Annotated in this window: 15 protein-coding genes, 6 pseudogenes and 1 riboswitch; of the genes and pseudogenes, 7 read left to right on the top strand and 14 right to left on the bottom strand. The window is 42.1% G+C overall.

What is annotated here, in order from left to right; genetic code table 11:
• Window positions 1-3: 3 nt before the first annotated feature.
• Both JCM19055_RS06465 and mntR read right to left on the bottom strand, forming a co-directional pair.
• On the bottom strand, window positions 4-558 hold the full coding sequence (locus JCM19055_RS06465) for a phosphoribosyltransferase family protein (RefSeq protein WP_042359077.1): 555 nt from the start codon (window positions 556-558) through the stop codon (window positions 4-6).
• Between the two features lie 16 nt (window positions 559-574).
• The gene (gene mntR, locus JCM19055_RS06460; RefSeq protein WP_042359075.1) at window positions 575-988 is read right to left on the bottom strand and encodes a transcriptional regulator MntR; all 414 of its coding nucleotides are present in this window, start codon (window positions 986-988) and stop codon (window positions 575-577) included.
• A gap of 198 nt (window positions 989-1,186) precedes the next feature.
• Between mntR and dat the strand changes: the two genes are divergently transcribed.
• Window positions 1,187-2,044, top strand: coding sequence for a D-amino-acid transaminase (dat, locus tag JCM19055_RS06455; protein ID WP_042359073.1), 858 nt, complete (start codon window positions 1,187-1,189; stop codon window positions 2,042-2,044).
• 236 nt (window positions 2,045-2,280) lie between these two features.
• Here dat and JCM19055_RS06450 read toward each other — a convergent pair.
• A pseudogene (locus JCM19055_RS06450) lies at window positions 2,281-3,116 on the bottom strand (biotin/lipoate A/B protein ligase family protein).
• A gap of 136 nt (window positions 3,117-3,252) precedes the next feature.
• Between JCM19055_RS06450 and JCM19055_RS06445 the strand changes: the two are divergent.
• Complete coding sequence (locus tag JCM19055_RS06445; protein WP_370543026.1) at window positions 3,253-3,648, top strand: rhodanese-like domain-containing protein; 396 nt, start codon at window positions 3,253-3,255, stop codon at window positions 3,646-3,648.
• 134 nt (window positions 3,649-3,782) lie between these two features.
• A complete protein-coding gene (locus JCM19055_RS06440; protein ID WP_042359071.1) occupies window positions 3,783-4,010 on the top strand; it encodes a DUF896 domain-containing protein in 228 nt (75 codons plus the stop codon).
• Between the two features lie 43 nt (window positions 4,011-4,053).
• On the opposite strand, the pseudogene gcvPB reads toward JCM19055_RS06440, so the two are convergent.
• From gcvPB to gcvT, 3 pseudogenes are all read right to left on the bottom strand, one after another.
• Window positions 4,054-5,512, bottom strand: a pseudogene (gene gcvPB / locus JCM19055_RS06435) (aminomethyl-transferring glycine dehydrogenase subunit GcvPB).
• A pseudogene (gene gcvPA, locus JCM19055_RS06430) lies at window positions 5,509-6,861 on the bottom strand (aminomethyl-transferring glycine dehydrogenase subunit GcvPA). The pseudogenes gcvPB and gcvPA overlap by 4 nt, the downstream one beginning before the upstream one ends.
• A 10-nt stretch (window positions 6,862-6,871) precedes the next feature.
• A pseudogene (gene gcvT / locus JCM19055_RS06425) lies at window positions 6,872-7,963 on the bottom strand (glycine cleavage system aminomethyltransferase GcvT).
• A 147-nt stretch (window positions 7,964-8,110) separates the two neighbouring features.
• Window positions 8,111-8,207: riboswitch (glycine riboswitch) on the bottom strand.
• Between the two features lie 486 nt (window positions 8,208-8,693).
• On the opposite strand from gcvT, the pseudogene JCM19055_RS31410 reads away from it, so the two are divergent.
• From JCM19055_RS31410 to JCM19055_RS31400, 3 genes and pseudogenes are all read left to right on the top strand, one after another.
• Window positions 8,694-9,095, top strand: a pseudogene (locus tag JCM19055_RS31410) (SNF2-related protein).
• Entirely contained in the window at window positions 9,092-9,601 is a 510-nt protein-coding gene (locus JCM19055_RS31405; protein ID WP_370543025.1) for a hypothetical protein, read from the top strand. The pseudogene JCM19055_RS31410 and the gene JCM19055_RS31405 overlap by 4 nt, the downstream one beginning before the upstream one ends.
• A pseudogene (locus JCM19055_RS31400) lies at window positions 9,582-10,690 on the top strand (YqhG family protein); the annotation flags it as partial. The gene JCM19055_RS31405 and the pseudogene JCM19055_RS31400, both read left to right, overlap by 20 nt.
• Before the next feature lie 131 nt (window positions 10,691-10,821).
• Here the strand turns inward: JCM19055_RS31400 and JCM19055_RS26235 are convergent.
• Window positions 10,822-10,995: a DUF2759 domain-containing protein gene (locus tag JCM19055_RS26235; RefSeq protein ID WP_152549785.1), complete on the bottom strand. Its 174-nt coding sequence runs from the start codon at window positions 10,993-10,995 to the stop codon at window positions 10,822-10,824.
• 73 nt (window positions 10,996-11,068) lie between these two features.
• Here JCM19055_RS26235 and JCM19055_RS06410 point away from each other — a divergent pair, with 73 nt between their 5' ends.
• Entirely contained in the window at window positions 11,069-11,746 is a 678-nt protein-coding gene (locus JCM19055_RS06410; RefSeq protein WP_305047334.1) for an MBL fold metallo-hydrolase, read from the top strand.
• A gap of 49 nt (window positions 11,747-11,795) precedes the next feature.
• Here the strand turns inward: JCM19055_RS06410 and JCM19055_RS06405 are convergent, their stop codons facing one another.
• From JCM19055_RS06405 to JCM19055_RS27170, 7 genes are all read right to left on the bottom strand, one after another.
• Window positions 11,796-12,038 carry a DUF2626 domain-containing protein gene (locus JCM19055_RS06405; protein ID WP_042359225.1) on the bottom strand — a complete coding sequence of 81 codons (243 nt, stop codon included), beginning with the start codon at window positions 12,036-12,038 and terminating at the stop codon, window positions 11,796-11,798.
• A gap of 613 nt (window positions 12,039-12,651) precedes the next feature.
• Entirely contained in the window at window positions 12,652-13,005 is a 354-nt protein-coding gene (comGG, locus tag JCM19055_RS06395) for a competence type IV pilus minor pilin ComGG (RefSeq protein ID WP_193745336.1), read from the bottom strand.
• 65 nt (window positions 13,006-13,070) lie between these two features.
• A complete protein-coding gene (locus JCM19055_RS06390; protein ID WP_042359063.1) occupies window positions 13,071-13,538 on the bottom strand; it encodes a competence type IV pilus minor pilin ComGF in 468 nt (155 codons plus the stop codon).
• Entirely contained in the window at window positions 13,520-13,792 is a 273-nt protein-coding gene (locus JCM19055_RS06385) for a prepilin-type N-terminal cleavage/methylation domain-containing protein (RefSeq protein WP_042359061.1), read from the bottom strand. Before JCM19055_RS06385 ends, JCM19055_RS06390 begins: the two co-directional genes overlap by 19 nt.
• Window positions 13,793-13,918: 126 nt before the next feature.
• Window positions 13,919-14,224, bottom strand: a complete 306-nt coding sequence (locus JCM19055_RS06380) for a type II secretion system protein (protein WP_042359059.1) — start codon at window positions 14,222-14,224, stop codon at window positions 13,919-13,921.
• Complete coding sequence (gene comGC, locus JCM19055_RS06375) at window positions 14,202-14,546, bottom strand: competence type IV pilus major pilin ComGC (RefSeq protein WP_042359057.1); 345 nt, start codon at window positions 14,544-14,546, stop codon at window positions 14,202-14,204. Before comGC ends, JCM19055_RS06380 begins: the two co-directional genes overlap by 23 nt.
• Window positions 14,527-14,667: a hypothetical protein gene (locus tag JCM19055_RS27170; protein ID WP_193745335.1), complete on the bottom strand. Its 141-nt coding sequence runs from the start codon at window positions 14,665-14,667 to the stop codon at window positions 14,527-14,529. The genes comGC and JCM19055_RS27170 overlap by 20 nt, the downstream gene beginning before the upstream one ends.
• Window positions 14,668-14,733 lie beyond the last annotated feature (66 nt).

Here is a 14,733-nt window from a genome sequence, read left to right as displayed (position 1 = left end):
CCGCTAAATCGGCTTTTTTTCAATTGGAAACAAAGGAAGTTCTTCTAGATAAATGAGATCTTGTTGATCATTTGCACTACCTTCTGCAAGTACAGCGGTTTTGGCAACGACGTTGCCCCCTGCCCTTTCAACAAGTTCTTGCAGTGCCGCAATCGATTCGCCTGTTGATACAACATCGTCTACGAGCACGATCCGCTTGCCTTTAAGCTTTTGAGCATCCCGTTCATCCAATACGAGTGTCTGCTCTACATCGGTCGTAATGGATTTTACCGTTAGCACAAGTGGTTCGCTCATGTAAGGCTTCACTGTTTTACGTGCAACAACATACTGATCGTGATTCAACAAACTCGAGAGTTCTTGTGCCAACGGAATGCCTTTGGCTTCCGCCGTAACTAATACATCGGTTTCTGGCAGTCGATTAACGAGCGCCTTTGCTGTTGCTTTCGTGAGCACTGTATCTCCTAGCATCACGAAACTGGCAATCGCTGTATGTTCTGAGATCGGGACGATCGGTAGGTGCCTCGTCACGCCGGCTATGATCATCGTGTAAGATTGCACCTCTTCCACCCCTTATCTATTCTTCTTTATGATAGTTGTTTAGCGCGTTTAAACGAGTCGGATCGTCTTTGAAGTACTGAACAAGATCTCCTATGCGGTCAATCGCATCCCAACTAATATGATGCTCAATTCCTTCAACGTCTTGATAAATGAAGGATTCATCAACACCAATCAACTGTAAAAACTCTTCTAACAACTCATGACGATAGACGAGTCGCTTTCCAATTTTATTGCCTTTTGATGTTAAGATCAGTCCTCGGTATTTTTCATAAACGACGTAACCACTTTTATCAAGCTTTTGAACCATTTTCGTTACAGAAGATGGATGCACTTCTAATGTATCTGCGATATCAGACACCCGAGCATACCCTTTATCTTCAATTAATTGATAGATTCGTTCTAAATAGTCTTCCATGCTAGCTGTTGCCATCGTGTGTTCCCCCATTCAATTGCGTTCTGGGCACAACTCTTTTATCACATTCTTTATTGTACCGAATTGGCGCATGACAAACAACGACAGATTCAAGAAAAGCATCACTTCGAAAAGAAAGCAAATCGTGGTATGATAGAAGTCAGAATAATCGTGATGTGCTCTTCATTAGAGCACATATGAAAGGCGTGGAATCAGTTGAGTGAGAAAGTATTAATAAATGATCGACTCATTAATCGAGAAGAAGCTTCGTTTTCATTTGATGATCGCAGCATGTATTTTGGCGACGGCATTTACGAGGTGATTCGAATTTATGGAGGATTTCCGTTCCAAATGGAAATGCACATGCAACGCTTTCAACGAAGCGCTGAAGAATTGGACATCCCGTTTGATTACGACGTTAAGCAAAGCTTAACGAACTCCCTACTAGAGCTGCTTAAAGAAAACGGATTAAACGAAGGAATTATTTATGTCCAACTTTCCCGCGGCTCTGCTGATCGTAACCATCTTTATGAGCGTCATACAGAACCTTTGATTTTTGCGTTCACAAAGCCGATGGAACGACCACAACAAGCGATGTCTGAAGGAATTGCCACGTACTTAACCGAAGATGAACGTTGGTTACGTTGTGACATTAAAACGGTGAATTTGTTAGGCAATGTCATGGCCAAACGTAAAGCTGCAGATCACGACTGCCAAGAAGCCTTATTGCATCGTGGTGACTTAATGACTGAAGGTTCTTCATCGAATTTATTCATCATTAAAGGTGATGTTGTACAAACTCACCCTGCAAACAATTACATCTTAAATGGCATTACTCGCCAACTCGTTCTCGACTACATTGAAGAACACGGGAAATCCGTAGTCTTTGAACCCATTCAAGTCGAAGATATGAAGAACATTGATGAAGCCTTTATTACGAGTACGACGAGTGAAATCACTCCGATCGTTGAGTTTAGAGGTACTGTGCATCATAAATTAACGGTCGGACCGTTAACGAAATCATTACAAAAGCGTTTTAACGAAGACGTAGTTAAAACTGAACAAGGCGAGTAACGCAATATACATGCACTGAACAAGACAAAATCAAAGAACGAGCGCCCGAACTTAAACGGGTGCTCGTTCTTTTTTTGATAAACCATTAAGAAATATACAGGCTTTGATTGCCATAGTACGGTTTTCCTTAGTTAAGGCATACACCTGCTCTGGAGATGTTACTCTGCTTTCAAAAAAACTACATGCAGCTAAACGCTTTCTAAAATCACTTCAGAATCTTACTAGCCTTAGTTTTATTATCTACGATACGTCCAGTCGTCTGATTGATAGCGCTCAATCGCTAACGTTTCTACCTCTTGCTTTTGTTCTTTTGTTAACGTCATTGGTTCTAAATGAACGTCAAGACCTCGCTCAAAGCCGACTTTAAAAGCTTCTCTCAATTGAGGGATGGTTACGTCAGTGCTTGTTAGGTCTTGAATGCTCACGGCTTTTTGAAGGAACCGCTTTTGCATTTGTTCTCGCATGCGGTCATCTTTGAACTTGAACACACTAAATAGTTGATCGACGTCAAACGCAAGCACAATTGCGCCGTGTTGTAAGATGACGCCTTTTTGACGCGTTTGCGCACTTCCTGCTATTTTTTTCCCTTCAACGACAAGCTCATACCAAGACGGAGCATCAAACAAACGGCAGATGTTGGGTTTTTCAATGCATCGGTATCTTCTTTCGTTTTCGGAATCGATAGATTCGCTTCTAATCCTAATTGTCTGAACCCTTCCAGCAATCCTTCTGAAATGACACGGTAGGCTTCAGTTACTGTCTCAGGCATCTTAGGATGGTCTTCATTGACGATGACGCTATACGTCAATTCTTTGTCATGCAACACTGCACGTCCTCCAGTAGGACGGCGCACAATCCCAAGTTCATGTTCTTCTACTGCGGTAATATTGATTTCTTTATGTATCTTCTGAAAGTAGCCAAGAGAAAGAGATGCTGGATTCCATTCATAAAAGCGAATCACTGGTGGAATCTTTCCTTCGCTATGCCACTGCAACAATCTTTCATCTAAAGCCATGTTGTAAGACGGGGAACACGCACCCGACTCCAGAAAAAGCCATGTTTCTTTTTGCATACATTTCACCTCTCCAATCTTATTAAGTGTAGCAAAAGTAACACTTGTTTGCATCGGCGAAGACAACCTTTGCGTAACGTGCAGTTCCGACTTATAATAGAAAAGGATGTACTAGCTTTTCGTAGGGGGAACATAGATGGATGTTATGAACGTAATCAGTTATATTTTATGGGGGCTATTAATTGGTTTCTTGATTGTGTTTTTGTTTAGAAGACTATCAACACCGAAATTTTTAAGCCCATTAACGCAAGATCAATTTATTCAAGGATATCGTAAATCCCAATTGATTGACGTGCGTGAACAACGGGAATTCGATGGCGGCCACATTTTAGGCGCTCGGAACATTCCACTTTCCCAATTAAAACAACGTTTGTCTGAAGTTCGTCCTGACCAAGACGTGTATTTGTATGACCACTCTGGAGCAAGAAGCCGTCAAGCTGCTCGTATGATTAAGAAAAAGACCAACAACGATCGTCTTTTCTACTTAAAGGGTGGCTTTCGTAAATGGACAGGAAAAGTGAAGAAGAAATAAACCAATGCCCTTTCACTCAAACGAAAGGGCATTTTATTGCAAACGTTACAAGCAAATGATAAAATTATCTCTTTAAGTATGCATGTAATTACAATCTTTACGTATAAATGAAAGATCAATGGAAGGAGCACACGATGATTCCAATTATTGAACGTATTAACGAACTTGCCAAAAAGTCCAAAGAAATTGGCTTAACTGAGGATGAGCAGAACGAGCAAGCGAAACTTAGACAAGAATACCTCGGCTATATTCGTGGCCAAGTAAAAGACACAATTTCTAATGTGACTGTCGTTGATGAAGAAGGTACAGATGTAACTCCTGAAAAATTAAAAAATGAACAAGAACGTCGACGTTCTCATTAAAACGAAGCACAAACTCAATCTGTGAGTTTGTGCTTCGTTTTTATTATTGCTCGTGTTTTAAAATTGGCTTTCTTGCGGCTGCCGTTTCATCGAGTCTTGAAATAACAGTATGATGCGGCGCTTCTAATACATAATCAGGGTTCTCTTCTACTTCTTTACTAATGGCAATCAAGGCGTCAGCAAATTCATCTAACGTTTCTTTCGACTCTGTCTCCGTCGGTTCAATCATCATGCACTCTTCCACATTTAACGGGAAGTACATCGTTGGTGGATGATACCCATAATCAAGCAGTCGCTTTGCAATGTCTAATGCACGCACGCCTTGATCTTTTTGACGTTTTGCTGACACGACAAATTCATGTTTGCAATATTGCGGGTACGGTACGTCATAATATGGCTCTAGACGCTTCATTAAATAGTTCGCGTTTAATACCGCATCTTCCGATACTTGCTTTAAGCCTTCTGGACCCATCGTGCGAATATAAGAATACGCACGTACGTTGATACCGAAATTTCCATAAAACGGCTTTACACGCCCGATCGACTGTGGACGATCGTAATCCCACGTATATTGTTCTTCTTTTTTTAATGAGGAGTGGCTTCGGTAAAAATGGCACTAAATCTTCTTTAACTCCGACTGGACCACTTCCAGGACCCCCGCCTCCGTGAGGTCCGGTGAACGTTTTGTGCAAATTCAAATGCACAACGTCAAAGCCCATATCACCAGGACGTGCTTTATCTAAGATGGCATTAGAATTCGCTCCATCATAATACAATTTACCACCGGCGCTGTGAATAATTTCAGCCATTTGAACGATATCTTCTTCAAATAATCCGAGTGTATTTGGATTCGTAAGCATGAGCGCTGCCGTATCCTTACCAACCACTTCACGTAAATGATCTAAGTCAACGAGACCTCGCTCATCCGTACGCACCGTCACTGAATCAAAACCAGCGACACTCGCCGATGCTGGGTTCGTACCGTGAGCTGAGTCAGGTACAATCACTTTCGTACGCTCAACATCACCATTAGCTTCATGGAACGCACGGATCATCATTAACCCTGTCCATTCTCCTTGAGCACCTGCTGCTGATTGCAACGTCACTTCCTTCATCCCTGTCATTTCTGCTAATGACTCTTGCAATTCGTGCATCAATTCTAATGCCCCTTGCACTTGCTCTTCAGGCTGATACGGATGTATGTGAGACAAACCTGGCATTCTTGCGACGACTTCGTTCACTTTCGGGTTGTATTTCATCGTACAAGAACCGAGAGGATAAAACCCAGAATCAACACCAAAGTTTCGGTTAGAAAGCGCCGTATAATGGCGAACGAGTTGAAGCTCAGATACTTCTGGTAATTTTGCTTCTTCTTTTCGAATGTAGGAATCCTCAAGCAATTCTTCCACTGACACGTCAGGAACGTCTAGTTCTGGAAGGGAATCGCCCTTACGACCTTTACGACTTAATTCAAAAATAAGCGGCTGCTCTTTCGTTCTCATTTGCTCTCCTCCAATGCTTTAACGAATCGATCAATTTCTTCTTTTGTTCGCATCTCTGTTACACAGACGAGCATATGATTGTCACTCGCTTGATCAAATCGACCAAGATCTAAGCCTCCGATAAACCCTTTATCGATCAGCTTTTTGTTCACATCAACTACGCTACTTCCTACATCAACAACAAATTCATTAAAATGAGGACCTTCATTGACGATCGTAAATCCAGCATTCTCAACTTGTTGTTTTGCATAATGCGCCTTTTTTTAAATTGTGAACCGCGAGCTCCTTTAATCCGCTCTTTCCAAGTGCTGTCATCGCAACAGAACTGCCAAGGGCGTTTAAAGCTTGGTTTGAACAGATATTTGATGTCGCTTTGTCTCTTCGAATATGTTGTTCTCTCGCTTGTAGCGTGAGCACAAACCCACGTGTTCCATCTTCATCGACTGTTTGCCCTACAAGACGACCAGGTACTTTTCGCATCAATGCCTTTTTCGTTGCAAAGTATCCACAGTGAGGACCGCCGTACTGACTAGGAATACCAAATGGCTGGGTATCACCAACAACAACATCTGCACCAAACTCTCCTGGTGGCGTTAACACACCTAAAGCGAGAGGGTTGCTTTTTACAATCATCATAGCACCCGATTCATCACACGCTTCACGAATAGCTTTTAAATCTTCAATTCCACCGTAAAAGTTCGGGTATTGTACGACAACTGCACACACGTCATCATCAAGCTTTTCTTTAAGATCACTTACGTCTGTCTTTCCTTTCGCCTCATTTACAGAAGCGACATTTAATCTTGGGCCTAATACATACGTATCAATTACATCACGGGCTTCTGGATGTACAGTGTCAGAGACGAGCACGCGTTGTTTTTTCATTTTGAGATGACCTGCAACCATTACGACCGCTTCAGCAAGAGCCGTATGACCGTCATACATTGAGGAATTCGCAAGGTCCATTCCTGTAATCTCTGCAATCATCGTCTGGAATTCAAAAATTGCTTGCAATTCACCTTGTGAAATTTCCGGTTGGTATGGCGTATAAGCTGTGTAGAATTCCGAACGAGAAATGACGGCATCAACGGTTGCTGGGATATGGTGATCGTAGACACCCGCCCCTAAAAACGACGGGAAATCTTTCGTTGATACATTTCGATTGCTTAACTCTGTAAAGTGCTTAAGTAAATCGCGCTCTTTTAATGCTGGTTTAATATTCATAGAGCTGCCGGACGTACTTTTGTTGGAATATCCGCAAATAAGTCAGCGACGTCGTTTGCCCCAATTACTTGCAACATTTCTTTACGATCTTCTTCGGTCATTGGTAAATAACGATGGTTTGACATGCTTTCCCTCCTAGCGTTTATAAAACGGTGTTTGGATGACTTTCGCTTCAACAATTCGCTTTCTTATGCCAACACGGACAGTCGTGTCAATGGTAGCGTAAGCTTCATCAAGTAGTGCAAGTCCGACATTCGTACCAAGTGTTGGCGATTGCGTACCACTTGTCACATGACCGATTACTTCTTCTCGTTCGTTGTACACAGGATAATCGGTTCTCGGTATGCCTTTGCCAATCATTTCAATGCCAACGAGTTGCGCTTAACACCTTGTTCCTTTTCTTCTTGCAAGGCTTTTTGACCAATAAACGGCTGAGTCTTTTTCGTTTTAACAGCAAACCCTAGCTTTGCTTCAAGTGGGCTAATCGAGTCTGACAATTCTTGACCGTATAATGGCAAACGCGCCTCAAGTCGAAGTGTATCTCTTGCTCCAAGCCCACAGGGCGTGACTTCTTGTTTAAGGAGTGCATCCCAAATCGTTTTCGCATCTTCTGATTTACAATAAATTTCAAATCCATCTTCTCCGGTATACCCACTTCTAGAGATGATCGCAGATGTACCGAGAAGCTTCGATTCAGCTAAAAATTGAAAAAAATCCAAGCTCGTTCAAAGGTTCAGAAACGAGTGATTGTAATACCTCTTCAGATTTCGGGCCTTGCAACGCTAATAGTGCATAGTCATCAGAAACGTCTGTAATCGTCGTATTCGGTTTTTGATGTTTTTTGATCCACTCAATGTCTTTGTTTCGATTTGCTGCATTAGGGATCACGAGGTAACGCTCGTTGTCAAAACAATAGACGAGTAAATCGTCAACCGTTCCACCTTGTTCTGTACACATTAGTGAGTATTGAGCTTTTCCTGGTGTGAGCTTTGATACATCATTTGTCATGACGGTTTGTAACGTCTCTAGTGCGCCCTCTCCTTCAACAAAAGCTTCGCCCATATGAGAGACATCAAAGAGCCCTACATGATTTCGAACGGCATAGTGCTCTTCTTTAATCGATGTATACTGAACGGGCATCTCCCATCCACCAAATGGCACCATTTTTGCGCCTAAGTCTACGTGTGCATCGTATAAAGCTGTACGCAAATTCGTCACGTTTGTCATCGCCTCCACAATTCTTTGATAAAAAAAGACAGAACTCTCCAACAATCGTTGAAAAGCTCTGTCCGTTGACCAGAAAGTTTCTTCCGATGATTCAATCATCGGTGTGTCTTCGTGGGTGGCTCAATACATGAGCACTCTCCAGAGTTGCGTCAAACAGAAGTACTTTTGCCTGAGAGATTCACACTTGTAGTGCTTGCTCCTTCGGCGCCGCTTTGAAACTTGCGAACTCTCCCTCTGTCATCATCCGCCAATGATTCAGTTGTATAGAAAGCTTAGGAAAATTACATACTATGAAGTATGTTGCGACTACGAAATCTTTACTACTCGTACGTACTATATTGCTAGTTTAGCATCATGCTAACCGACTGCCAATGATTTTATCGTAAATGAGGAGAGTACATGTATATCGATATTGACTTTTCTACTGATTGGGAACAAGAATTTCAAAAGCGCCTCGACAGCGACGGTCCATTCGCCTCTTGGGAAATGTTTAATTTAGCGTTCGAAGCAGAAGAACATCGTGCTGTGCCATCGTTTGATGGACTCGTTGCTCCATCATACTTACCGAACTTAACCCCATACGAGCATCAATTAGAAACCGCTCGCCGGGTTGTGGAAGACATGAATGGCAAGGCCATATTAGCAGACGAAGTTGGTCTTGGAAAAACGATTGAAGCCGGACTCGTGCTCAAAGAATATATGATTCGTGGTCTCGTAAAAAAAAGTATTAATCCTAGCACCCGCATCACTAGTAAATCAATGGTCAAGCGAGTTAAACGAGAAATTCCACATTCCTGCCATCCCACAAAAGAAATCGTACGTTTGGGAACAAGCAGACGTTGTTGTCGCATCGATGGAAACCGCCAAAAGACAGCCTCACCGTGACATCGTACTGCAACAACCTTACGACATGATTATTATCGATGAAGCACACAAACTCAAAAACTCAAGCACAAAAAAAACTATGAATTTATCCGTCAACTAAAAAAAACGATTCTGCCTCCTACTCACAGCCACGCCTGTTCAAAATCGCATTGAAGAACTGTTTCATCTCGTCTCAATCTTAAAGCCTGGTCATTTAGCGATGAACAATCATTCAAACGCCAATACAAAGAAGACCAAAAAGACTTGAGTAACGACGACATAAAAACACTCGTTCAACACGTGATGGTCCGCAACCGCAGAGCAGATACGAAAATCGACTGGAAAAAGCGCAACGTAGAAAACTACATGGTCACATTTACGAACGAGGAAATTGACTTGTATGAAGAAGTAAAACGGTTAAAAGATACGAACATGCACGGTTTATCACTTACGACACTTCTACGTGAAACGTGTTCAAGCAAACAAGCGTTAGGCGTCACGCTGTCTAACATGTTAAAAAAAAGGGTTTCTTACCGAGGAACTCGTACAGCCGTTAATTACAAAGATGCAACAAGCGAATCGGAACGCAAAAGCAGAGCACGTACTAAAGCAACTTCACGAAAGCAAAGAAAAAAACGATTATCTTCACCGAGTACCGTGCTACTCAAGCGTATCTGCAGTGGTTTCTTCAACAGAACGGCATTAAGTCCGTTCCTTTTAGAGGAGGCTTTAAACGAAGCAAAAAAAAGATTGGATGCGCCAACTATTCCGTGACTATGCACAAGTAATGATCGCAACGGAAGCTGGTGGTGAAGGGCTTAACTTGCAGTTTTGTCACCATATGATTAACTACGACCTGCCGTGGAATCCGATGCGTGTGGAGCAACGAATTGGCCGAATCCATCGACTAGGACAAGGGCACGAAGTACACATTACAAACTATGCCGTCGGCAATACGATCGAAGAGCGGATTCTAAGACTTCTTTACGAGAAAATCGAAATGTTTGAAGGCGTCATCGGACATCTTGATGACATCTTAGAGCGCTCACAATCCACGAAGCTTGAACACTACGTTCAAGATGCGCTCTCCGAAGACTCCGAAGTGATCGCGCAAGAAAAGCTTCAACAATTGTCAACGTATATGAAAAAAAAGGAGGTGCATAAGGTGAATCAAGCGAAAGTCCATCGTTACATTGAGCGCTACTTAACAACATCAGGTGCACAATTTTTATCACGAAGTCCCGAAGACATTGAAGTACAACTGACGCGTGAACTTGATGAAGAGTTAATGAATCGACCTTTTTATTGGCATTACCTTGATAAAACCGGGGCAACTCCGCAACCGATGCAAATGCGGATGACAACAAACGTCGAGAACTCAAACGGATTTGAAAAAGTGCACTTTGGCTCACCAAGGTTGCATCAGTTTTTCTCTTCTGCTTTAAATAAAGGCCGGTTTACGAGGCTTTACGAGCAGACCGCCCCTCATTCTCGAACAGCACTATACCCGTGGCTCTGTTTAAACGTTCGTATTTCGTACACGTGTCACCGTAGAGAGATGAATTACGCTCATTTGGCGTCCAACTTATTAACGGTGAAACGGTAGATAATTTTATGGACGTTTTGCGTAAGCGTAATGTGCAATCGAGCATCCCAGAAATGGCATTTAAAATGGCTGGACTCATCCAACCGAAAAGTGCCGTCGCTCGCATTAAACAATACGTTCTAAAGGAACTTTCATCAACAAAGCATGCGTGGGCAGACGAAGCTGTACGGCGTATGGAAGATGATTTATTGCTTCTTGATCGTTTCTACCAAGATCAAGAAGCAAGTGATCAAGAAGCTTATCAGTTAGAGCAAGTAGCAATCAAAGAACAATACCAACAGCCATTGAACTCAACTTTATTAATGGCGGGGTGTTTTACCTTCAAAGTTCGTAAAATAAAAAAGGCTGTTCACAACGTCGTTGACATTGTGAACAGCCTTTTTGTTCGTTATGCTTCTGGAGCACCTGTAATTAGCGTCATGATCCCAAAGAATCCGAAAACGAGAATACTCGCTAGTGAAACCGCAACTCCAAGGAAGTTACGACGCTTTAATTCTCTAACTAGCGCAATCGCTGAAAGAATCGCAACCGCTAATGTAATTGAACCATTGCCATAAGTCATTCTCTCCTTACAAAGAAGTTATCGTAAAGTTCAACACGTAAGAGCGCCATTCCTTTTCAAAAACAATGCGACTGTGTACAATAGCATTGAAATAGGAAAAGGAGTGGATTCATTAAATGAAATGGTCTCAAGTGCCTTAGGGCCCCTGCAAACCAATGCTTATGTGCTTTACAATGAAAACCTAGAAGCTATCATCTTCGATCCTGGTGGGGACGGTGAAGCATTTGAAACGGCAATACGAAACGCTTCGTTACAACCGGTTGCCATCTTGCTTACACACGCACACTTTGATCATATCGGTGCGGTCGATCATATTCGAGAAGCGTTTAACATTCCCGTTTATATTCACGAAATTGAAGCAGATTGGCTAACAGACGATGAACTGAACCGTTCAAGTAACTTCCTAAACGGACAAGGGTTCACCGTAAAGGCAGCTGAGAAGCTGATTACAGATGAAGGAAACCTTCAAGTCGGTAACTTCGCGTTTGACGTTTACCATACTCCAGGGCATTCACCAGGGAGTGTCTCTTATTATCATGCATCGTCAGGTACTGTGTTCTCTGGAGACGTGCTTTTCCAAGGAGGAATCGGTAGAACCGATCTTCCAGGCGGAAATCACGAAGAGCTCCTTTTAAGTATTCACGAGAAGTTGCTAGAACTTCCCGAATCAACAGAAGTAGCTCCAGGTCACGGACCAACTACAACAATTCAACAAGAAACGGAACAAAACCCGTTTTTAAACGGTCTATAGAACATTCGAAAAGGCGGCCAAAACCGCCTTTTATGTATGTTCATTTTGTTTAGTGGCCAAATGATGGTTCCATAATGAAAATCGAGTATACGGAAAACACGACCATAAACAGTGTTAAGTAAGCGCCAAAGATGTAAATGTAATTACGCTCTGACAAGTTCATAAAGCCTAATCCAACAAAAGCTGCCGTATTCGCAAAGAAAATAAGTGCCATTTCATACATGTTCCCGACGAAGAACAAGACAGCAAAGATCCCTGTCCAGAACCCCATAACACGGAACATCCGGCCCATTTCGTTGTTCATATTGTTCCCTCCTTGCTGCGAAACTCAAAAGATTGTCCATCTCGATACTCACATTATATATGAATTTTTGTGTCGTTGTAAATTACTTTTCCCTGCGGTTTGCCAAGATAAAACGTGTCGGCTGTTTTTTTCTTGCTTGACGGTACGAAATTTTCATTGCAGTCGGTACCATTCCAAACATCGTAAACAGCTTTACTTTCCTTTTCTTTCGCGTCTTTCTGCGCTCCCAATAACTTGTTTCATGCGAAAAAAAAGTTCTCTAGCCCTTTTAGAAATGATTCAACTAGATATTTCAAATAAGGATTCGGGTTCATCTAGATCAACTCCTTTTCCTTATCATTGACGGTTTTGTGACGATTTATCCATACGTATTTACAGGTTCGATTGCCAAAATATTTTTCCGTAGAAATCGTCGATACGCTTGACTCTTAAAGCACCATGCATTTATTAATCGGTCGTCATACGTTTGTATAAGCACGACTCGCTTTGTAAAGTTGCCACTTTCACTTTTGTAGATCATACAAAGCTTTTGACGTTTAACACACGAGTTCTCGAGAATGGTTTGCAAGGACCTCCACCACCTTCAAAAGAACATTTGTTCTTATTCTATGTAAATAAAAGGATTGTTATACCTAAAAGAACCTTCCAACTCGTGGTTGGAAGGTCCATATTCGTCTTCATTCATTTCATCTTCTTCAACGTCGATCAGCATGATGTAAAACCGATGAACGACTGTCGTGTTAGCAGTCGTTTTTGATGTGAACACGACTTCATCATAATCACTACTCGTCGCTTTTTGTGTATAACTCACGGTTCCAGAATCATAGCGATACGTTCCCGCTCGTCTGTCATCACCGCGTTCAAACTGACGCCACCACTCTTTTTTTGATTTTTCGATGAGCAGTGAAGCTTGCATATAATGCTGGTATGACGTTACCATCTGTTTTTCAGTCAAAAAGAGGAGCGCTTGCGTTGTAACGAGCGCGCTGAATACAAAACACAACACGAGGACCAACGGCATTATAGCTCCCTTTTCACCGATAGCCATTCTCCTTTCTCAATGATCACGTCTGAAAGAGCAAGCGAATGACGCTCATTCTGAAGGGTAATCGTTAGGACGACCCCACGATTGCCTCGTTTCACTTCAAAGCGCTCTAAGGCGTTTAATAAAATCGTGTGACCTTGATTGTTCACTCTCATAATCAGTTGGTTATTTTGCATTTGAATTGTTCGCACCGTTCCTTCAACATCCGTCATTTCTAAACGGTACGGATTTGGGATATCATAAGACACACTGTAAAGGCTTTCTTTTTGTAGTTGTTGGAATAATACGAGTAGCTCTTGGCGTTGCTCACCTCGTTCACTTTGCGGAGGATGGATCGCGTCATAAAGTAGAGGGACGACATACAGAATTGAAAAGAAAATCATCATCGCGATCACCGTTTCAAGCAGTGTAAACCCTTGATTATTTACGGAACTTCGAGACAAATAGATCGCTCCCTTTTACGCCAATGCTCCCAAGAGAAACATTGTGCTTCACCATCGGTAAACGATAGATACATCGTTCCGGTCGCCTTTTCATCACTAATGAGCATTGAGATTGCCTTAAATTCATAAGACACGTCGGCTCTCTCTTCATAAATCGCATGCAAAACTGGTACGATGCTGGCACTTAAAATTGACAGCAACAACAACGCCGAAACAACTTCAATAAGTGTGAACCCTTGACTTTGATTTAACATAATAAAATCTCCCTGAACCGATTAAAAACACAAATCGATAATTGTGACGTTTCCCTTCAAACTGAAATGAGCCTGAAAACCGCAAGTTGCCATTCGTTCTAAACATAATAAGATCTGGCGCCATCGTTAAGCCGCAGCTCTCATGTCTTCAGGGAACGGTTGGGACGTAAGAACTTTATCATCCATTTTCACTTCATATTGCAATGCTTCTGTTTGAACATGAACATGTACGGTTTGGCTATTTGCCATCGCCTGTTGCTGAGCAAAATACAAATCTGTAACGAATTGCTCGATAAACGCATCTGTTGCTCGTTGTTTCATTAACTCCGTTGAAATAGCGACTGAGACGAACGCACAAATACTTACGATCAACAAGACAATCGCCATTTCGATGAGCGTAAAGCCTTCGTTACGAATTAGACGTTTTTCCACGTACAATGCCGTTGACAATTTCTAACTCTGTACCGTCTGAACAAGTTGTTCGCTCGACATACCCTTCTAAATCGTTCAATGTAATGTCTTCAGCCTTCTTCCCCGATTCCACTGAAAAACTACCGACTTGCGATTGAATTAAATCAATAGTCGCTTCACAACTTTTTGAATGAGCCACATCACTATTTTTCACCATATTCGGAACCGCAACGAGCAACAAAATCGAAATAATTAGCAACACGATCATCATTTCAATGAGCGTAAACCCTTTTTGATCATGATAAAACGCCGAATTAGATTCATCATCGCTGTTCCCTCTCATACATGCGTTTAAGCAGCAGTTCTATGTCTAAACATTGCTGTATTTCAAGTCGGTGCATCCGCTGTTCAAGTCGTTCAAGTGCATGTTCTACTTCACTTCGTTTTTGTTCATGAATGAGCATATTGCCCTCCTTTAATAGGCGTCAATGGACGTAATCAATTGAAAGATCGGTAAGAATATAAGACAG

Source organism: Geomicrobium sp. JCM 19055 (assembly GCF_000698185.1).
In the GTDB taxonomy this organism is placed as follows: Bacteria; Bacillota; Bacilli; order Bacillales; family Marinococcaceae; genus Geomicrobium_A; species Geomicrobium_A sediminis.
The sequence above is the reverse complement of the archived record's forward strand: the minus strand, read 5'-3'. Positions and strand labels throughout refer to the sequence as shown.